Source organism: Pseudomonas sp. Root562, from assembly GCF_001427125.1.
Taxonomy (GTDB): domain Bacteria; phylum Pseudomonadota; class Gammaproteobacteria; order Pseudomonadales; family Pseudomonadaceae; genus Aquipseudomonas.
In genome coordinates, this window is the sequence record NZ_LMGK01000025.1 from 177,318 (window position 1) to 196,705 (window position 19,388).

The window sequence follows — 19,388 nt, forward strand, 5'->3', positions numbered from 1 at the left end:
ATCTCCACACCCCAGACGGTGTGGGTTAGTTTCATTTAGAAGAAGCGCCCCAGGACTATGACTGGTCCCCTGCGGCCTTCTTGGTCACCCGGCGATATCGCGAATGGCGATCTCGCTCATGATGCGTTCCAGCACCTGGTCGATGGACAATTCCGTGGAATCCAGCTGTATGGCGTCAGCCGCCGGCTTGAGCGGGGCTACCGCTCGCTGGGTGTCACGCTCATCGCGTGCACGTATCTCATCTAGCAGACTCGACAGACTAACACCATCGACTTTGCCCTTCAACTGCAAGTATCGACGGCGCGCACGCTCCTCGGCACTGGCGGTCAGGAAAATCTTCAGCGGCGCGTCCGGAAAAACCACCGTCCCCATGTCCCGGCCATCGGCCACCAGGCCCGGCGCTTCCTGAAATGCACGCTGGCGCTGCAGCAGCGCCTCGCGTACGGCGGGCAATGCAGCCACTTGGGAGGCTCCGGAGCCGACGCTTTCCGTGCGGATCACATCGCTGACTTCGTCGCCTTCCAGGATGATGCGTTGCAGCTGACCTTCGGTCGCCGCGATGAACTGCACATCCAGATGAGCGGCAAGTTTTTTCAGCAATTCTTCGTTGGTCAGGTCAACGCCGTGGTTATGCGCGGCGAATGCCAGCAGCCGATACAGCGCACCGGAATCCAGCAGGTTCCAGCCCAGACGCTTGGCCAGGATCCCGGCGACCGTACCTTTGCCGGAGCCGCTCGGCCCATCGATGGTGATGACCGGTGCAATTTTGATCACGACTGAGCCTCTTGGGCAACGCGGATACCGACCTGTGCGCACAACGCCAGGAAGTTCGGGAACGACGTCGCGACGTTAGCGCAATCATGGATGCGGATCGGTGCCGTAGCGCGCAGCGATGCAACGCTGAATGCCATGGCGATCCGGTGATCGCCGTGACCATGCACTTCGCCGCCGCCGATCGAGCCGCCGTCGATAATGATGCCGTCCGGCGTTGGCTCACACTTGACGCCCAGCGCCAGCAGGCCATCGGCCATGACCTGGATACGGTCCGACTCCTTGACCCGCAGCTCTTCGGCGCCAGTCAGCACAGTACGGCCTTCGGCGCAGGCAGCTGCCACGAACAGGACCGGGAATTCGTCGATAGCCAACGGAACCAACTCTTCAGGAATCTCGATACCCTTGAGTTTAGCCGCCCGTACGCGCAAATCCGCTACCGGCTCGCCACCCACTTCACGCTGGTTTTCCAGGGTGATGTCGGCGCCCATCAGGCGCAGGATGTCGATCACACCGGTACGGGTCGGGTTGATGCCGACGTGTTCAAGTACCAGCTCAGAACCTTCAGCGATCGATGCAGCCACCAGGAAGAACGCCGACGACGAGATGTCGCCCGGTACTTCAATGTGGGTCGCGGTCAGCTTGCTGCCGGACTCGACGGAGGCGGTCGCGCCATTGACGGTGACCGGGTAGCCGAAGCCGCGCAACATACGCTCGGTGTGATCGCGGGTCGGTGCCGGTTCGGTGACGGTGGTCTTGCCTTCGGCATACAGGCCCGCCAGCAGCAGGCAGGATTTCACCTGGGCACTGGCCATTGGCATGGTGTAAGTCAGGCCCTTGAGCTTGTTGCCACCACGGATGACCATCGGCGGACGGCCTTCAGCGGCGGTTTCGATCACGGCGCCCATTTCGCGCAGCGGATTGGCCACGCGATTCATCGGGCGCTTGGACAGCGAAGCATCGCCGGTCAGGGTGCTGTCGAAGTCCTGCGCGGCCAGCAGGCCGGACAACAGGCGCATCGAAGTACCGGAGTTGCCCAGGTAGATCGGGCCAGGCGCGGGTTTCAGGCCATGCAGGCCGACACCGTGAATGGTCACACGACCGTGGTGCGGGCCTTCGATGACCACGCCCATGTCACGGAACGCCTGCAAGGTCGCCAGGGCGTCTTCGCCCTCAAGGAAGCCTTCGACTTCGGTGACGCCTTCGGCCAGGGAGCCGAGCATGATCGAACGGTGGGAAATCGATTTGTCACCTGGTACGCGAATCCGACCGGACAGGCGGCCACCAGGTTGAGCCAGGAAAATCAGATCGTTGGAATTCATAGCGTCCACATAGGCCCGACGGGCCAGGATTTTACTGAAATGCTCGCGGGCAACCCGGGCGCGAGTGAAAACGCCCAACAATTGGTGCCCATCCCCTGCATCGACCGCGTCGCGCAAGGCGTCGAGGTCGCTGCGAAATGTATCGAGTGTGCGCAGGACAGCTTCGCGGTTGGCGAGGAAGATGTCGTGCCACATGACCGGGTCGCTTCCGGCGATTCTCGTGAAATCGCGGAAACCGCCCGCAGCGTAACGGAAGATCTCAAGATTTTCATTGCGCTTGGCCAACGAATCGACCAAACCGAAGGCCAACAGGTGCGGCAGGTGACTGGTCGCCGCCAGGACTTCGTCGTGGCGCTCGACCTGCATGTGCTCGACATCGGCGCCCAATTCGCGCCACAGTCGATCGACCACGGCCAAAGCTTGCGGATCGGTCTGCTCCAGCGGCGTCAGGATCACCTTGTGGCGACGGAACAGCTCAGCATTGGAGGCCTCCACCCCGCTCTGCTCGGAGCCGGCGATCGGATGTCCCGGCACGAAGCGCGACGGCATGCCGCCGAACGCTTCTGTGGCGGCACGTACGACGTTGCCCTTGGCGCTGCCGACATCGGTCAGAACCGCTTGCCCCAAGTCCATGCTGGCCAAACGGCCAAGCATTTTCTCCATGGCGAGGATCGGGATGGCGAGCTGGATCACGTCGGCACCTTGGCAAGCAACGGCCAGGTCTTCTTCGCAGCGATCCACCACACCCAGTTCAACCGCCAGCTTGCGCGACTGCGGATCGAGATCGACCCCGACCACTTCGCGGCACACGCCACTTTCGCGCAAACCCTTGGCAAACGAACCGCCGATCAACCCCAGACCGACTACCACCAGGCGCCCGATCATAGGTTCAGCAGATTGCAGTGCAGTGACATCAACCACGAGCCAGAACCTTGGTCAGCGCCTCAAGGAAGCGGCTGTTTTCTGCCGGCAGACCGATGGTCACACGCAGGTGGTTCGGCATGCCGTAGTTGGCCACCGGACGCACGATCACGCCTTCGCGCAGCAAGCCCTGGAACACCGGGGCCGCGACTTGACCGAGATCGACGCAAATGAAGTTGCCTTTGGAAGGAATCCAGCTCAGCCCCAGCTCCCGGAAACCCGCTTGCAGTTGCTGCATGCCGGCTTCGTTCAGGCGGCGGCTTTCAGCCAGGTAGTCCTGGTCTTTCAACGCCGCGCAAGCCGCGGCCAGAGCCAGGCTGTTGACGTTGAATGGCTGGCGCACACGGTTCAGCACATCGGCCACCACGGCGCTGGACAAACCATAACCGACGCGCAGCGATGCCAGGCCGTAGGCCTTGGAGAACGTACGCGAGACCAGCAGGTTCGGATAAGCCGCGAGGAAATCCAGACCGTCCGGCAGGTCGCTGCCCTCGGCGTATTCGATGTAGGCCTCGTCCAGCACGACCAATACGTGCTCCGGGACATCCTGCAGGAATTCGTCCAGCGCCTCGGCGTCGAACCAGGTGCCGGTCGGGTTGTTCGGGTTGGCGATGAACACCACGCGGGTGTTGGCATCGATGGCCGCCAGCATGGCCGGCAGGTCATGCCCCCATTCCTTGGCCGGAACGACCTTGGCCTGGGCACCCACCGCCTGAGTGGCAATCGGGTAGACCGCGAACGCGTGCTCGCTGAACACGGCGTTGAGGCCCGGCGCCAGGTAGGCGCGCGCCACCAGCTCAAGAATGTCGTTGGAACCGTTGCCCAGCGTTACCTGGTTCAGCTCGACGCGGCACTGCTCGGCCAGCAGGGACTTGAGCGCAAAACCGTTGCCATCCGGATAGCGGGTCAGCTCGGCCAATGCATCACGGATGGCTGCCAACGCCTTGGGGCTCGCGCCCAGCGGGTTTTCATTGCTCGCCAGTTTGACGATGCTGGCCGGATCGAGGTCCAGCTCGCGCGCCAGTTCGTCCACGGGTTTGCCCGGAACATAAGGCGAAAGTTGTTGCACGCCCGGCTGTGCCAGAGCGAGGAAATTGCCACTCATTGCTACCGCCCCTTAGAGAACTGCTTTCGGGTAGGAACCCAGCACTTTGAGTGCCACTGCTTCCTGACTGATCTTTTCCAGCACACCTTTTACCAGCGGATCGCGGTGGTGGCCGACAAAGTCGATGAAGAACACGTAGGTCCATTTACCGCTGCGCGACGGACGGGTCTCGATGCGCGTCAGATCGATGCCGTTATCGTGGAACGGCACCAGCAATTCATGCAGCGCGCCCGGCTTGTTGCTCATGGACACGATGATCGAGGTTTTGTCGTCGCCGGTCGGCGGCACTTCCTGATTACCGATCATGAGGAAGCGCGTGGAGTTGTCCGGACGGTCCTCGATCTTCTCGGCCAAACGGGTCAACCCGTAGAGACCGGCCGCCATGTCGCCGGCAATCGCCGCCGAGTTCCACTCGCCTTTGACCCGCTTGGCCGCTTCGGCGTTGCTGGACACTGCCACGCGCTCGACATTCGGGTAATGGGCGTCCAGCCACTTGCGGCACTGGGCCAGGGACTGGGCGTGGGAGTAGATACGGCTGATGCTGTCGGTCTTGGTGTTTTCACCAACCAACAGGTGATGGTGAATGCGCAGCTCGACTTCACCGCAGATCACCATGTCGTGTTCGAGGAAGCTGTCGAGGGTGTGGTTGACCGCGCCTTCGGTGGAGTTTTCCACCGGGACCACGCCAAAGTTCACCGCACCGGCCGCCACTTCACGGAACACTTCGTCGATCGCCGCCATCGGCTTGCTGATCACGGCATGGCCGAAGTGTTTCATCGCTGCCGCTTGGGTGAAGGTGCCTTCAGGGCCGAGGTAAGCCACTTTCAGTGGCTGCTCCAGCGCCAGGCAAGAAGACATGATTTCGCGGAACAGCCGCGCCATCTCTTCGTTGCCCAGCGGCCCCTGGTTGCGTTCCATGACACGCTTGAGCACCTGAGCTTCGCGCTCGGGACGATAGAACACCGGCACTTCGCCTTCGGCCAGCGAGGCCATCTTTACTCGCGCGACTTCCTGGGCGCAGCGCGCGCGCTCACTGATCAGCTCCAGGACTTTTTCGTCCAGAGCATCAATGCGCAGGCGCAGTGCCTTGAGTTCTTGCTCAGACATCAGCCGTGTTCCTTCTCGAACTCTGCCATGTACGAAACCAGCGCGTTGATCGCGTTGATGTCGACGGCGTTATAGATGGAGGCACGCATGCCGCCCACGGAACGGTGCCCTTTGAGGTTCAGCAGGCCGCGTTCGTCGGCGCCGGCCAGGAACGGCTTGTCCAGACGATCGTCAGCCAGGCGGAACGGCACGTTCATCCACGAGCGGTCCGAGTGATTGATCGGGTTGCTGTACAGACCGCTGGCATCAATGAAGTCGTAGAGCGTGCGCTTTTTCACTTCATTGAGCTTGCCGATGGCTTCGACACCGCCCTGCTCTTTCAGCCACTCGAACACCAGGCCGGACAAGTACCAGGCCAGGGTTGGCGGCGTGTTGTACATCGAGCCGTTATCGGCCGCGACCTTGTAGTTGAGCATGGTCGGGCACAGCGAACGGGCGTGACCCAGCAGGTCTTCGCGCACGATGTTGACGACGATGCCGCTCGGGCCGATGTTTTTCTGCGCGCCGGCGTAGATCATGCCGAAACGGGAAACATCCACCGGACGCGACAGGATGTCCGAGGACATGTCGGCCACCAGCGGAACATCACCGGTTTCCGGAATCCATTGGAATTCCAGGCCGCCGATGGTTTCGTTCGGTGCGTAGTGAACGTAGGCCGCGTCTTTCGACAGCTTCCATTCGTTCTGGCCGGGGATGGCGAAGTAATCGTAAGGCTTGGCGGTTGCGGCGACGTTGACGTGACCATAGCGCGAAGCTTCTTCGATGGCTTTCTGCGACCAGATACCGGTGTCGATATAGTCGGCAGAGCCGTTTTCCGGCAACAGGTTCAGCGGAATCTGCGCAAATTGCTGGCTGGCGCCGCCTTGCAGGAACAGCACTTTATAGTTCGAGGGGATATTCAGCAGATCACGCAGATCCTGCTCTGCCTTGGTGGCAATGGACACGAACTCATCGCTGCGATGGCTCATTTCCATGACCGACAGGCCCTTGCCGTGCCAATCGAGAAGTTCACCCTGGGCGCGCTTCAGGACAGCTTCGGGAAGCGCCGCAGGACCGGCACAGAAGTTATAGGCTCTCTTGCTCACATCCAATCTCGCTCTGATCTGGTGGTCACTTGAATCTTTTGGTCTGCGAATGATCGTTCCCACGCTCTGCGTGGGAATGCCGCTGGGGACGCTCCGCGTCCCATGACGCAGAGCGTCATTGGATGCATTCCCACGCAGAGCGTGGGAACGCTCATTACGCGGAGCGTGGGAACGATCATTCGCAGTGTTGCAGATTTTCATACCGGACAAACAACAAGGGGGCGAATTCTCATCCGCCCCCTGTTTACCCGCTTATTCCTGTGGTTCTTCGTCAGCGGCGGCGTCGAGCTGCTGGTCTTCGGCGACATCATTGATTACGACGTCACCTTCGAACACTGCACCCTCTTCACCTTCCAGCTCTTCGCCCTCGACTTCCGAAGGCTCCTGAACCCGTTCCAGGCCGACCAGTGTTTCGTCATTGGCCAGTTTGATCAGGGTCACGCCCTGAGTGTTACGGCCCAGGCTGGAGACTTCGTCGACGCGAGTACGCACCAGCGTGCCCTGGTCGGAAATCAGCATGATTTCCTCGCCATCGAGCACCTGCACCGCGCCGACCAGACGGCCGTTACGCTCGTTGCTGACCATGGCGATTACGCCCTGACCGCCACGCTTGTATTCAGGGAACTCGGTGATAGCGGTGCGCTTGCCATAACCACGCGCCGAAGCGGTGAGGATCTGGCTGCCTTCTTCCGGGATCAACATGGAAATCAGCTTCTGACCTTCCGGCAGACGCATGCCGCGCACACCGCGGGCGGTACGGCCCATGGCGCGAACGTCGGATTCCTTGAAGCGCGTCACTTTGCCGCCGTCGGAGAACAGCATGACTTCGCGCTCGCCATCGGTGATGGCGGCACTGATCAATACGTCGCCTTCATCCAGTTCCAGGGCGATCAGGCCGACGCTGCGCTGACGGCTGAAGGATTCCAGCGGGGTCTTCTTCACGGTGCCGTTGGCGGTGGCCATGAAGATGTAGTGGCCTTCGGTGTATTCCTCGACCGGCAGCATGGTGGTGATGTATTCACCGTCATCCAGCGGCAGCAGGTTGACCAGCGGACGACCACGGGCGGCGCGGGACGCTTCTGGGATTTCGTAGGTTTTCAGCCAGTACACCTTGCCCTTGCTGGAGAACAGCAGCAGCGTGGTGTGACTGTTGGCAACCAGCAGGTGAGCGATGTAGTCCTCATCCTTGACGCCAGTCGCCGACTTGCCTTTACCGCCACGACGCTGGGCCTGGTACGCAGCCAATGGCTGGGTCTTGGCGTAGCCACCGTGGGAAATGGTCACGACGCGATCTTCTTCCGGGATCATGTCACCCAGGGTCAGGTCGAGACGTGCATCGAGAATCTCGGTGCGGCGCACGTCGCCGTATTCGGCACGGATCACTTCCAGCTCTTCGCGAATCACTTCCATCAGGCGCGTGGCGCTGTTGAGGATGCGGATCAGCTCGCCGATCTGGTTGAGGATCTCTTGATACTCGGCCAGCAGCTTCTCGTGTTCCAGACCGGTCAGGCGGTGCAGACGCAGTTCCAGAATGGCTTGCGCCTGTTCTGGCGAGAGGAAGTACTTGCCTTCACGCAGGCCGTATTGCGGATCGAGGTTTTCCGGACGGCACGAATCGGCGCCGGCACGCTCGACCATCGCCACTACCGCCGAGGATTCCCAAGGGGTGCTGACCAGCGCTTCCTTGGCTTCCGACGGCGTTGGCGAAGCCTTGATCAGGGCGATGACCGGGTCGATGTTCGACAGGGCGACCGCTTGACCTTCGAGTATGTGACCACGTTCGCGCGCCTTGCGCAGTTCGAACACGGTACGGCGGGTCACCACTTCGCGACGGTGACGAACGAAGGCTTCCAGCAGGTCCTTGAGGTTGAGGATCCGCGGACGGCCGTCGATCAGCGCGACGATGTTGATACCGAACACCGCTTGCAGCTGGGTCTGGGCGTAGAGGTTGTTGAGGATGACCTCAGGCACTTCGCCGCGACGCAACTCGATCACGACGCGCATACCGTCCTTGTCGGACTCGTCGCGCAGTTCGGTGATGCCTTCGAGCTTCTTCTCTTTTACCAGCTCGGCGATCTTCTCGATCAGACGCGCCTTGTTCAGCTGGTAAGGGAGTTCGGTGATGACGATCTGCTGGCGGCCACCGACCTTGTCGATGTCTTCGATCATCGAACGGGCACGCATGTAAATGCGCCCGCGACCGGTGCGGTAGGCCTCGATGATGCCGGCGCGACCGTTGATGATCGCCGCGGTCGGGAAGTCCGGACCGGGGATGTATTGCATCAGCTCGTCGACGGTCAGCTCAGGGTTGTCGATGAGCGCCAGGCAACCGTCGATGACTTCACCGAGGTTGTGTGGCGGGATGTTGGTCGCCATGCCCACGGCGATACCGCTGGAGCCGTTGACCAACAGGTTGGGAATACGGGTCGGCATGACCGCCGGGATCATTTCGGTGCCGTCGTAGTTCGGCACCCAGTCCACGGTTTCCTTGTGCAGGTCAGCCAGCAGCTCGTGTGCCAGCTTGGTCATGCGCACTTCGGTGTATCGCATGGCCGCGGCGTTGTCGCCGTCCACCGAACCGAAGTTGCCCTGGCCGTCTACCAGCAGGTAGCGCAGGGAGAATGGCTGCGCCATCCGAACGATGGTGTCGTACACCGCGGTATCACCGTGCGGGTGATACTTACCGATCACGTCACCGACAACACGGGCAGATTTCTTGTACGGCTTGTTGAAGTCGTTGCCCAGCTCGCTCATCGCGAACAGCACACGCCGGTGCACGGGCTTCAAGCCATCGCGCGCATCCGGCAGTGCCCGCCCGACAATTACGCTCATCGCGTAGTCGAGGTAGGACTGCTTCAGCTCGTCTTCGATATTGACCGGGAGGATTTCTTTGGCCAGTTCGCCCATGAGAAGCCTGATTCCTTTTTCTGGTGAAACTTCGTCATATCCATATGGGACCAACGAAGCTCGCCGCTGCCGGCTGAGTGCCATGCACCGACTTACGACAAATCAACGAGTTATGCCACGGATCTGCGCAGTAAAGGTCACCCCGCGGGGCAACCCTGGAAACCGCCGGATGTTATCACAAGAGCCGCCACGCACCTATCCCCCAGATGCGCATGGAGAGTAGTTAGTTGACCGATGACAGGCTGAAAGCGGACGAGAGAGGCTTAGAGCTTCTTTGTATGCAGATTTGAGGCCTGGCTTGCGGTTGTTTATTGACTTTTAAGGCCCCATCGCTGGCAAGCCAGCTCCCACAGGATTAATGGCGGGCGCAAACCCTGTGGGAGCTGGCTTGCCAGCGATGGCGACCTTTCAGGCACAACAATCCTTTAATGCAGGCGCTTGCGGCACATCAGCTGCGCTATTTTCGCGGTATCCGGGCGTTCGACGATGCCTTTTTCAGTGACGATGGCGTCGATCAGATCCGCCGGGGTCACGTCGAATACCGGGTTGAACGCATCCACTCCCGCGCCGAGGCGCTTGCCGCCGACTTCCAGCAGTTCACGACCGTCACGCTCTTCAAGCGGAATGTCATCACCACTGGCCAAATGCATGTCGATGGTCGAACTCGGCGCCACCACCATGAAGCGCACGCCGTGGTGCATGGCATTGACCGCCAGTTGATAAGTACCGATTTTGTTGGCCACGTCACCGTTGGCGGTGATCCGGTCGGCGCCGACGATGACCCAGGTAGGCCCCTTGGTCTTCATGATGTGGGCCGCGGCGGAATCGACATTCAGGGTTACGGGAATGCCCTCGTTGGCCAGCTCCCACGCGGTCAACCGCGAACCTTGCAGCCAGGGACGGGTTTCGTCGACATACACACGCTCGACCATGCCTTCGATGAACGCACCGCGAATCACCCCCAGCGCGGTGCCGAAGCCGCCGGTGGCCAGCGCGCCGGTATTGCAGTGGGTCAGGATCGCCTGGGCATTGCCCTGGTGTTTGCGGATCAGGTCCACGCCCAGTTGCGCCATGGTCAGGTTGGCTTCGCGATCACTTTCGTGAATGGCGATCGCCTCGGCTTCCAGCGCCACCAGCGGGTCGGCATTTTCTTTCAGGCGATCAAGCCGATCGTGCATGCGGCCCAGCGCCCAGAACAGGTTTACGCCAGTGGGACGGGCGTCGGAGAGCAGTGCGAAATCCTCTTCCAGCGCCGCATACCAGTCGCCGCCTTCGGCAATCCGGGTGCGGGCCGCCAGCACGATGCCATAGGCGGCGCTGATGCCGATCGCCGGCGCACCGCGCACCACCCTGGTACGAATGGCTTCGGCCACGCCGGCCGCGCTGGTATAGGCGATCCAGGTTTCCTCGAACGGCAAAACACGCTGATCAAGCAGATAGAGGGCGCCATCACGCCAATCGATGGCCTTCACCTTCTCCGCAGCCAACAGTCGATCGCGCATCCCACACCCCGCACTCATGAACACAAAAGCCGCCGATTATAGCGATCCCCCCGCGAAGACGCTCGGGTATACTTCGCCATCCTTTACAAAAGCACTGGACCTTCGATGCCGAACACTGCCGCTGCGCTCGACCTGTTGTTGCTGCCGACCTGGCTGGTACCCGTCGAACCTGCCGGCGTTGTCCTCAAGGATCATGCCCTGGGCATCCGCGACGGGCGCATCGTTTTTATCGGCCCACGCACAATTGCACTGAAGCTTGATGCACGCGAAGTCCGCGAGTTGCCGGGCATGTTGCTCAGCCCGGGCCTGATCAACGCCCACGGGCACGCGGCAATGACTTTGTTCCGCGGTATGGCCGATGACTTGCCGTTGATGACCTGGCTGGAAAACCACATCTGGCCCGCCGAGGCCAAATGGGTCGATGAAGCATTCGTACGCGATGGCACCGATCTGGCTATCGCCGAACAGCTCAAAGGTGGCGTCACCTGCTTCTCTGACATGTACTTCTTCCCGAAGGTTGCCAGCGAGTGCGTCCACAACAGCGGTATTCGTGCGCAAATCGCGATTCCGATCCTCGACTTCCCGATCCCCGGCGCCAGCAGCGCGGACGAAGCCATTCGTCAGGGCATCGAACTGTTTGGCGATCTCAAGCATCACGATCGCATCAAAATCACCTTCGGCCCCCATGCACCCTACACCGTGGGCGATGAAAACCTGGAAAAAATCCGCGTGATCGCCGAAGAGCTCGACGCGTCGATCCACATGCACGTGCATGAAACCGCCTTCGAAGTGCAGCAAGCGCTCGAACAGCGCGGCGAACGCCCCTTGGCCCGTCTCGCTCGCCTGGGCTTGCTGGGGCCGCGCTTCCAGGCCGTTCACATGACCCAGATCAGCGAAGAAGACCTGGCGCTGCTGGTAGAAAGCAACACCCATGTGATTCATTGCCCGGAGTCGAACCTGAAACTGGCCAGCGGTTTTTGCCCGGTGGAGCGTTTGTGGCAGGCCGGGGTCAATGTTGCCGTGGGCACCGACGGCGCCGCCAGCAATAATGACCTCGACCTGCTGGGCGAAACCCGCACCGCTGCGCTGCTGGCCAAGGCCGTCGCCGGTTCGGCCACCGCGCTGGACGCTCATCGCGCCCTGCGCATGGCCACGCTCAATGGCGCCCGCGCCCTGGGGATCGAAGCCGACACCGGCTCGCTGGAAGTCGGCAAAGCCGCGGACATCGTCGCGTTCGATCTCTCCGGCCTGGCCCAGCAACCGATCTATGACCCGGTTTCACAGCTTATATATGCCACCGGCCGGGACTGCGTGAAACATGTCTGGGTCGCCGGCAAGCAACTGCTCGACGACCGTCGCCTGACACGCCTGGATGAACAGCAACTGGTCACCACTGCCAAGGCCTGGGGCCAACGCATCAGCGGCCGTACCGAATCGTAAGCACCCCGGACTCAACCCCGAGGCAACAGGATTTTTCAAGTTTTAGAGGACTTAACCCATGAGCAACGTCGACTACGCCGAAATCGCCAAATTCGAAGCCCTGGCCCATCGCTGGTGGGACCGCGAAAGCGAATTCAAACCTCTGCACGACATCAACCCGTTGCGGGTCAACTGGATTGACGAACGCGTCAGCCTGGCCGGCAAGAAAGTCCTCGACGTCGGTTGCGGCGGCGGCATTCTCAGCGAAGCCATGGCTCAACGCGGCGCCACCGTGATGGGTATCGACATGGGCGAAGCGCCGCTGGCGGTCGCGCAGTTGCATCAACTGGAATCCGGCGTGAGCGTCGAATACCGGCAGATCACCGCCGAAGCCCTGGCCGAAGAAATGCCGGAACAGTTCGATGTGGTCACGTGCCTTGAAATGCTCGAGCACGTGCCGGACCCGTCTTCGGTGATCCGCGCCTGCTTCCGCATGGTCAAGCCGGGGGGCCAGGTGTTTTTCTCCACCATCAACCGCAACCCGAAGGCGTACCTGTTCGCCATCGTCGGCGCCGAATACATCATGAAGCTGCTGCCGCGCGGCACCCACGACTTCAAGAAATTCATTCGCCCATCCGAGCTGGGTGCCTGGAGCCGCATGGCCGGGCTGACCGTCAAGGACATCATCGGCCTGACGTACAACCCGCTGACCAAGCATTACAAACTGGCGTCCGACGTGGACGTCAATTACATGATCCAGACCCTGCGCGAGGAGTAAGCCGATGCGTATCAGAGCAGTTCTTTTCGACATGGACGGCACCCTGCTCGACACGGCGCCGGACTTCATTGCGATCTGCCAGGCGATGCGTGCCGACCGTGGCTTGCCACCGATCAACGATAAACACATCCGCGACGAGATCTCCGGCGGCGCCAAGGCGATGGTCGCGGTAACGTTCTCGATGGACCCGGAATCGCCGGGTTTCGAGGCGTTGCGTCTGGAGTTCCTGGAGCGCTACCTCGTCGGATGTGCGGTGCACAGCAAACTGTTCGATGGCATGGGCGAACTGCTCGCGGACATCGAGAAGGCCAACCTGATCTGGGGCGTGGTCACCAACAAGCCGCTGCGCTTCGCCGAACCGATCATGCAACAACTGGGGCTGGCCGAACGCTCGGCCTTGCTGATCTGCCCGGACCATGTGAAGAACAGCAAACCGGACCCGGAACCGTTGATCCTGGCCTGCAAGATGCTCGACCTGGATCCGGCCAGCGTGCTGTTCGTGGGCGATGACCTGCGCGATATCGAATCGGGTCGCGATGCCGGGACCAAGACTGCGGCAGTGACGTTCGGCTATATCCACCCGGACGACAACCCGCGGCACTGGGGAGCGGATGTGGTGGTCGATCATCCACTGGAGTTGCGCAAGGTGCTTGATAGCGCTTTGTGTAGCTGCTGAGTAGAGATGTTTTTGTGGCGAGGGAGCTTGCTCCCGCTGGGCTGCGAAGCGGCCTTTTAATCTGCCACTGCAATCTATCAGGCACACTGAATTTGCAGGTTTTACGACTGCTTCGCAGCCGAGCGAGAGCAAGCTCCCTCGCCACAGGTTCAGTGCCGGCCTTATTGTTGAATTGTCGTGAGGTTTTTTATGTTCGATTATTCCGCCCGCCCCGACTTGCTCAAGGATCGGGTCATTCTGGTCACCGGCGCTGGCCGTGGCATCGGCGCTGCCGCCGCTAAAACCTATGCGGCTCACGGCGCAACCGTGCTGTTGCTGGGCAAGACCGAAGCCAACCTGACACAGGTCTACGACGAAATCGAAGCCGCAGGTCACCCGCAACCGGCGGTGATTCCGTTCAATCTGGAAACCGCCCTGCCCCATCAATACGATGAGCTGGCGGCGATGATCGAGACCGAATTCGGTCACCTCGACGGCCTGCTGCACAACGCATCGATCATTGGCCCGCGCACGCCGATTGAACAACTGTCAGGCGAAAACTTCATGCGGGTCATGCAAGTCAACGTCAACGCCATGTTCATGCTCACAAGCACATTGTTGCCGCTGCTCAAGCTGTCCAAGGACGCCTCGGTGGTATTCACGTCCAGCAGCGTTGGACGCAAGGGCCGCGCGTACTGGGGCGCCTATGGCGTTTCCAAGTTTGCCACTGAAGGCTTGATGCAAACCCTGGCAGACGAAGTCGACACCGTGGCGCCCGTGCGCTCCAACAGCATCAACCCGGGCGCCACCCGCACGAGCATGCGCGCCCAGGCCTATCCGGGAGAAAATCCACTCAACAATCCGACGCCCGAGGAGATCATGCCGGTCTACCTGTATTTGATGGGTCCGGACAGCACAGGCATCAACGGGCAAGCTTTTAACGCCCAGTAATGCCGTACGTCGCTTTTGTGCCGCGGCGAATTTCCGTCGCGGCACCGAGGCCGAAGTGAAACTCCAGTCAAACTTATGTCAGCGCATGCACCACAACCGTTCTTAAATCTTCTAAACATTTGATTTATAAGGCCTTATCAACACCCCCTGATTTGGCACGACTTTCGCTCTGCACTTGCTCACATACGCCGTGTGAACGCGAACCGGGCGGAGCTGGAGTCGACAGACTCCAAATCTTCTACAAAGCCGATTAAACTTGTACGAAATGTCCTACGGGGCTGACGGACCAGTACTGACGCGCAGCCTAAAGCCGCTCTCACCCAGCTTGTAAGACACAGCCTTACTGCTCAAGGGCGCACGCCATATGAAATCACCTTCCCAGACCAACGCAATTGACTTCGATAGCGCCAAATTGCAGCGCCTGGGTTTTGGTCAGCAGCAACCCTCTCCAGAAAGACCTGCCAGCCTTGCGAAACTGCGCCAGCAATTGAGCTTGCAACTGCAAACCAGTCTTGAACCCCAACGCATTCTCGGCCTGTTCTTTGTTGAAGTTCAGCGCCTGGTCCCGCTGGATGCCTTGAGCTACGAGCACAAGAGCAGCGACCTGCGCCTTGAGTTTGGTCAACGCGGCCACCACTCGATCAGCTACAGCCTCAGCCATGAGGGTGAACATCTGGGTGAATTGGTGTTTCGCCGCAACCAGCGCTTCAGCGAGCAGGAACAGGGCAACCTGGAATCGCTGCTGGCGACGTTGCTGTATCCGATGCGCAATACCCTGCTGTACCGCGCAGCCACTCAAAGCGCGTTACGCGACCCGTTGACCGGCACCGGCAACCGCATCGCGATGGATCAGACCCTGCAGCGGGAAATCGATCTGTCACGGCGCCATCTACAACCGTTGTCGTTGTTGATGCTGGACATCGATCATTTCAAGCAGATCAACGATACCCATGGTCATAGTGCGGGTGATGACGTGCTCAAGGCAGTTGCTGCTTCGATCAAACATCAGTTGCGCAACGTCGACATGGTGTTTCGTTTCGGCGGCGAGGAGTTTTTGATTCTGCTGTCGAACACCAGCCGGGAAGCTGCTGCCCTGGTCGGTGAACGCCTGCGGTTTGCCGCTCAGAGCGAGGAATACATCGCCGATGGGCGCTCGATTCAACTGACTGTAAGCCTCGGTTGCTCGACCCTGCTGCCTGGCGAGTCTGCCGAAAGCCTGGTGCGACGGGCTGATAATGCGCTGTATGTGGCCAAGCGCGAGGGGCGTAATCGGTTGGCGATGGCAGGCTGAGCCGTTGCTCGCTGCACAAAAGACTGTGGGAGCCAGCAAGCTGGCTCCCACAGTTCTACAGCGGCTTCTCGGGATCAGCTTTCGGCCAATTCCAGTCGCTCACGGATTACCGGTGCCTTCTCTGCGTGCTCAAGCTGCATGCAGCGCTCCAGGAACAGGTACATGTAGTCGTAGCTCTTGCACACTGCCTGACGCAGCTCCACCTGCAGGGCTTTGCTCGGATTCATCCCCGCCAGGGTGCAAATGATTTCCAACGCTTCCCAAGGATGGGCATCGTCGTACTGGGCATGCATTTTCAGCCACTTCATCGCACGCTTGCGCTCTTCCTCAGGGAAAGAAGCGGCGTACACGCCGTTGGAGCAAACCACCGCCGACCACTCGCCGGTCGCACCTTCAATGGCATAGTTGGTGGCGGCAATGGCAACGATCAGCGAATCCGAAGAACTGGTGTGCCAGCACCAATGGCTGAGAGCGTGAAGTTCCGGGGCAACCTGTTGTGCCTGCAGATCTTCCAGGCTGACGCCGTGTGCACGGCTCCAGTTCACCCAATAATCGGCGTGGTTCAATTCGACTCGAATGTTACGCATCAGCCAGCGACGCGCCATGTCTTCGCCCGGATGGCGGGCAAATCGGGTCTTGGTCAGGTTTTGGGCCATGTATAACGCGAACTGTTCGACCACGGGCCAACCACCGATCAGGTATTGGCGCATGGTCTTCGCACTGAGTTTGTTATCTCGCATGCGTTGATACAGTTCGTGTTCGACCACCCGGCGCTTGCTCTCGCTGCAGTCCTTGATCAGGCGCTGAGCCCATTCAGGGTAACTCGCAGCTTCCATGAGCGGTCCGGTTCGGTTGAATGTGTCGATCACTGTCGAGCTCCTTTTGATTGTGATTATTAGATCAGCGAGAGATTTCAACGGAACGTGCCAGGGGCCTTGAACAACAAAGGCTGAGGCCTGGCCGGACGACTCTGGAGACTATCGCAGGTAAACAACTGCGGGCGTTCAATGACATACCCTTGAGCATAATCTACACCAATCTCCAGCAAAGCCTGTTCGATCTGAGTCGTTTCGACAAACTCGGCAATTGTGCGCTTACCCATGACATGCCCGATGTGGTTGATCACCTCGACCATGGCGCGGTTAATCGGGTCGTCCAGCATGTCCTTTACGAAACTCCCGTCAATCTTCAGGAAGTCTACAGGCAAATGTTTCAGATACGCGAATGAGGACATACCGGCGCAAAAATCGTCGAGCGAAAACAGACAACCTAAGCCTTTGAGTTCATTGATGAATCTGATTGCACTGCCAAGATTTGAAATGGCGCTGGTTTCGGTGATTTCAAAACAAATCATTTCAGCGGGAATTGAATACGTCACGAACTGTTCGCGCAGGAAGTCGAGAAACGCCTCATCTCCGATGGTTGTGCCTGACAGATTGATCGCACACATGGCCAGCGGCCCGCAATGCGGCTCGGCCCGGCATTGGGCAATGATCTTGAATACGTTCTGTACGACCCAGCGATCGATCGAACTCATCAGGCCGTAACGTTCCGCCGCCGGAATAAAGCTGTCGGGCAGAATCATGCGCCCGGCTTCATCATGCAGACGCAGCAGAATCTCTATGTGCCCGCCGCCCGAGTCGACGCCCAGGGGCGCGATTTCCTGTGCGTACAGACAGAAGCGGTCCTCTTCCAGCGCCATGTGCAGGCGCTGCACCCAGGCCATTTCGCCGAAGCGCAGGGACAATTCCGAATCATCGGGGTGATAGACCTGAACCCGATTGCGGCCCTTCTCCTTGGCCATGTAGCACGCCATGTCGGCAGCGCGCAGCGAGGCTTCAAGCGTGGTCGGATTCTGCGAAACGTGCACCAGACCGATACTCACGGTGGTCACGAATGGCCGGCCCTTCCAGACGAAGTGCAAATTCTGCACGGTCTGGCGCAGCGACTCGGCGATTTTCTCCGCGGCCTCTGGCCCGCAGTTTTCCAGCAGGATGCCGAACTCGTCCCCCCCCAGCCGGGCCAGGGTATCGCCTTCACGCAAACCCGATTGCAGCAGCGCGCAGATGTGCCGCAGCAACTCGTCACCCGCGGCGTGGCCGCAGGTATCGTTGACCAGTTTGAACTGGTCCAGATCGAGAAACATCAAGGCATGCCGCCCTGATTGGCGCGTCAGGTTATGCAGCGCCTGCTCCAGGCGATATTCGAATTCACGGCGATTGGCGAGGCCGGTCAAGGCGTCATGAGTCGCCTGCCAGGACAGATTGGCGATGTATTGCCGCTCCTGAGTCATGTCGTGCAACACCAGCACCGTGCCGCTGACCTTGCCGGCATTGCTGATCGGCGCCCCCACCAGCGTCACCGAAACCGTGCTGCCATCGAGGCGTTGAATCAGTTTTGAATGCTCGCTGCCACCGCTGAGTTGCCCACTGAGAATATGTTCGATCAAGGTAAAACCATCGGACTGGGCGTTTTCATCCAATAGATTGAACAACGCCGCGAGCGGCAATCCTGCGGCCTGCTCGGCCTTCCAGTGAGTCAACGCCTCGGCGGCCGGATTCATGTAGGCGATGGCGCCATCCACATCCGTGGTAATCACCCCGTCGCCAATCGATTGCAGGGTGATTTGCGCCCGGTCCTTTTCCAGCTGCAAGGCATCGGCAAATTCATGGCGCTGCTTGAGCAGTTTGTGAGTACGCATCAACGCCAGCACGATCAAGCCCAGGGCGGTAGCGAGGTTGGTCAGCAGCAACAAGCGAAGAATCATCCGCGAGCCTTCGCCCAGCGCGTCACTGAAGGCTTTCGCCGCCGGTGTCACTTCATCATTGATGGCAAAGATCTGCGCCTTCCAGCGCTGGATGTCCGCCGCCGAAGTCGGGTGGGCGGTGATGTGCTGGTGCATCTCACGTGCAACGTCGTCGAGCTTGACCAAATAGTCGTCACCCACCGTCCACAGGTCGATGGCTTTCTCCAGATAACTGAAATGACGGAAATTGAGGTACAGCCAGATCAGACTGGAGACGTCGTCCGGGTGGTTACCGCCCTTGAGAATGGCCAGCCGCGCTGCTTCGATATCGGGCGGTTGCTGATCCAGCGCCACGCGCAATTCATGCCCGCCCTGAGGAACGGAAATGGCCTGCTGATACTTGCGGAAAATGTCCTGATCGCCGTTGTCGGCATAGAGATTGAGGTAATAGATGGCGTCTTTCTGGCCCTTGGACCAAAGGCTTTCGCCGGCAACATAGCCGCGAACCGCCGACAGCACGTACAGGCTAACGCCGCCCAACAAGGCTTGGAACAGCACAACGGCGATAAAAGGCCAGACGATGCCCAACAGCCGTGGCGATCCGAGTGTCCGCGTTTGATTCATGTGTTCCCTTGTAATAGCACTGCTTGACCGTCATCCGGACGAATTCGCTGTAGCTAGACTAGGGTGAGTTCAAGGTTCCGGCAAGCGGAGGATCAGCCTCGGTCACTCTAAACACTGCCATAAATATGTACAGCCACAGCAGATTTCGAGATCGATTTACTGGGCACTCGAGAATTCCCCTACGTGTTGTTGCGGGAATTGATT

14 protein-coding genes are annotated in these 19,388 nt (G+C 60.0%); 5 read left to right on the top strand and 9 right to left on the bottom strand.

The annotated features are described in order from the left end of the window. Positions 1-84 precede the first annotated feature (84 nt). From cmk to mtnA, 7 genes are all read right to left on the bottom strand, one after another. The gene (cmk, locus tag ASD60_RS24475) at positions 85-774 is read right to left on the bottom strand and encodes a (d)CMP kinase (protein ID WP_056856455.1); all 690 of its coding nucleotides are present in this window, start codon (positions 772-774) and stop codon (positions 85-87) included. Continuing rightward, positions 771-2,978 (bottom strand): bifunctional prephenate dehydrogenase/3-phosphoshikimate 1-carboxyvinyltransferase, encoded by a 2,208-nt coding sequence (locus ASD60_RS24480; protein WP_056856893.1) that lies wholly within the window; start codon positions 2,976-2,978, stop codon positions 771-773. The genes cmk and ASD60_RS24480 overlap by 4 nt, the downstream gene beginning before the upstream one ends. A gap of 28 nt (positions 2,979-3,006) precedes the next feature. Further along, positions 3,007-4,119, bottom strand: a complete 1,113-nt coding sequence (gene hisC, locus ASD60_RS24485) for a histidinol-phosphate transaminase (RefSeq protein ID WP_056856456.1) — start codon at positions 4,117-4,119, stop codon at positions 3,007-3,009. A 12-nt stretch (positions 4,120-4,131) separates the two neighbouring features. Next, positions 4,132-5,226: a prephenate dehydratase gene (pheA, locus tag ASD60_RS24490; RefSeq protein WP_007939916.1), complete on the bottom strand. Its 1,095-nt coding sequence runs from the start codon at positions 5,224-5,226 to the stop codon at positions 4,132-4,134. Beyond that, a complete protein-coding gene (gene serC, locus ASD60_RS24495; protein WP_056856457.1) occupies positions 5,226-6,311 on the bottom strand; it encodes a 3-phosphoserine/phosphohydroxythreonine transaminase in 1,086 nt (361 codons plus the stop codon). Before serC ends, pheA begins: the two co-directional genes overlap by 1 nt. A 252-nt stretch (positions 6,312-6,563) precedes the next feature. Then, a complete protein-coding gene (gene gyrA / locus ASD60_RS24500; RefSeq protein WP_056856458.1) occupies positions 6,564-9,218 on the bottom strand; it encodes a DNA gyrase subunit A in 2,655 nt (884 codons plus the stop codon). A gap of 425 nt (positions 9,219-9,643) precedes the next feature. Next, positions 9,644-10,720 carry an S-methyl-5-thioribose-1-phosphate isomerase gene (gene mtnA / locus ASD60_RS24505; RefSeq protein WP_056856459.1) on the bottom strand — a complete coding sequence of 359 codons (1,077 nt, stop codon included), beginning with the start codon at positions 10,718-10,720 and terminating at the stop codon, positions 9,644-9,646. 105 nt (positions 10,721-10,825) lie between these two features. Between mtnA and ASD60_RS24510 the strand changes: the two genes are divergently transcribed. The 5 genes from ASD60_RS24510 to ASD60_RS24530 all read left to right on the top strand — a co-directional run bounded on the left by ASD60_RS24510 (position 10,826) and on the right by ASD60_RS24530 (position 15,814). Beyond that, complete coding sequence (locus ASD60_RS24510; RefSeq protein ID WP_056856460.1) at positions 10,826-12,160, top strand: TRZ/ATZ family hydrolase; 1,335 nt, start codon at positions 10,826-10,828, stop codon at positions 12,158-12,160. A 58-nt stretch (positions 12,161-12,218) separates the two neighbouring features. Further along, positions 12,219-12,917 carry a bifunctional 2-polyprenyl-6-hydroxyphenol methylase/3-demethylubiquinol 3-O-methyltransferase UbiG gene (ubiG, locus tag ASD60_RS24515; protein WP_056856461.1) on the top strand — a complete coding sequence of 233 codons (699 nt, stop codon included), beginning with the start codon at positions 12,219-12,221 and terminating at the stop codon, positions 12,915-12,917. Positions 12,918-12,921: 4 nt separating this feature from the next. Then, a complete protein-coding gene (gene mupP, locus ASD60_RS24520; protein ID WP_056856462.1) occupies positions 12,922-13,593 on the top strand; it encodes an N-acetylmuramic acid 6-phosphate phosphatase MupP in 672 nt (223 codons plus the stop codon). Positions 13,594-13,782: 189 nt separating this feature from the next. Then, positions 13,783-14,523, top strand: coding sequence for a YciK family oxidoreductase (locus tag ASD60_RS24525; RefSeq protein ID WP_056856463.1), 741 nt, complete (start codon positions 13,783-13,785; stop codon positions 14,521-14,523). A 364-nt stretch (positions 14,524-14,887) separates the two neighbouring features. After that, entirely contained in the window at positions 14,888-15,814 is a 927-nt protein-coding gene (locus tag ASD60_RS24530) for a GGDEF domain-containing protein (RefSeq protein ID WP_056856464.1), read from the top strand. Positions 15,815-15,888: 74 nt separating this feature from the next. Here ASD60_RS24530 and ASD60_RS24535 read toward each other — a convergent pair whose 3' ends face one another. Both ASD60_RS24535 and ASD60_RS24540 read right to left on the bottom strand, forming a co-directional pair. Beyond that, complete coding sequence (locus ASD60_RS24535) at positions 15,889-16,650, bottom strand: TenA family transcriptional regulator (RefSeq protein WP_442966025.1); 762 nt, start codon at positions 16,648-16,650, stop codon at positions 15,889-15,891. 77 nt (positions 16,651-16,727) lie between these two features. Next, a complete protein-coding gene (locus tag ASD60_RS24540; RefSeq protein WP_056856466.1) occupies positions 16,728-19,184 on the bottom strand; it encodes an EAL domain-containing protein in 2,457 nt (818 codons plus the stop codon). Between the last annotated feature and the right edge of the window lie 204 nt (positions 19,185-19,388).

Bases quoted from the DNA above. Each gene is read 5' to 3' on its own strand.
- hisC (WP_056856456.1), bottom strand. From the start codon at position 4,119: ATGAGTGGCAATTTCCTCGCTCTGGCACAGCCGGGCGTGCAACAACTT.
- ASD60_RS24530 (WP_056856464.1), top strand. From the start codon at position 14,888: ATGAAATCACCTTCCCAGACCAACGCAATTGACTTCGATAGCGCCAAA.
- gyrA (WP_056856458.1), bottom strand. From the start codon at position 9,218: ATGGGCGAACTGGCCAAAGAAATCCTCCCGGTCAATATCGAAGACGAG.
- ASD60_RS24540 (WP_056856466.1), bottom strand. From the start codon at position 19,184: ATGAATCAAACGCGGACACTCGGATCGCCACGGCTGTTGGGCATCGTC.
- ASD60_RS24480 (WP_056856893.1), bottom strand. From the start codon at position 2,978: ATGATCGGGCGCCTGGTGGTAGTCGGTCTGGGGTTGATCGGCGGTTCG.
- pheA (WP_007939916.1), bottom strand. From the start codon at position 5,226: ATGTCTGAGCAAGAACTCAAGGCACTGCGCCTGCGCATTGATGCTCTG.
- mtnA (WP_056856459.1), bottom strand. From the start codon at position 10,720: ATGCGCGATCGACTGTTGGCTGCGGAGAAGGTGAAGGCCATCGATTGG.
- ubiG (WP_056856461.1), top strand. From the start codon at position 12,219: ATGAGCAACGTCGACTACGCCGAAATCGCCAAATTCGAAGCCCTGGCC.
- ASD60_RS24535 (WP_442966025.1), bottom strand. From the start codon at position 16,650: ATGGAAGCTGCGAGTTACCCTGAATGGGCTCAGCGCCTGATCAAGGAC.
- ASD60_RS24510 (WP_056856460.1), top strand. From the start codon at position 10,826: ATGCCGAACACTGCCGCTGCGCTCGACCTGTTGTTGCTGCCGACCTGG.
- ASD60_RS24525 (WP_056856463.1), top strand. From the start codon at position 13,783: ATGTTCGATTATTCCGCCCGCCCCGACTTGCTCAAGGATCGGGTCATT.
- mupP (WP_056856462.1), top strand. From the start codon at position 12,922: ATGCGTATCAGAGCAGTTCTTTTCGACATGGACGGCACCCTGCTCGAC.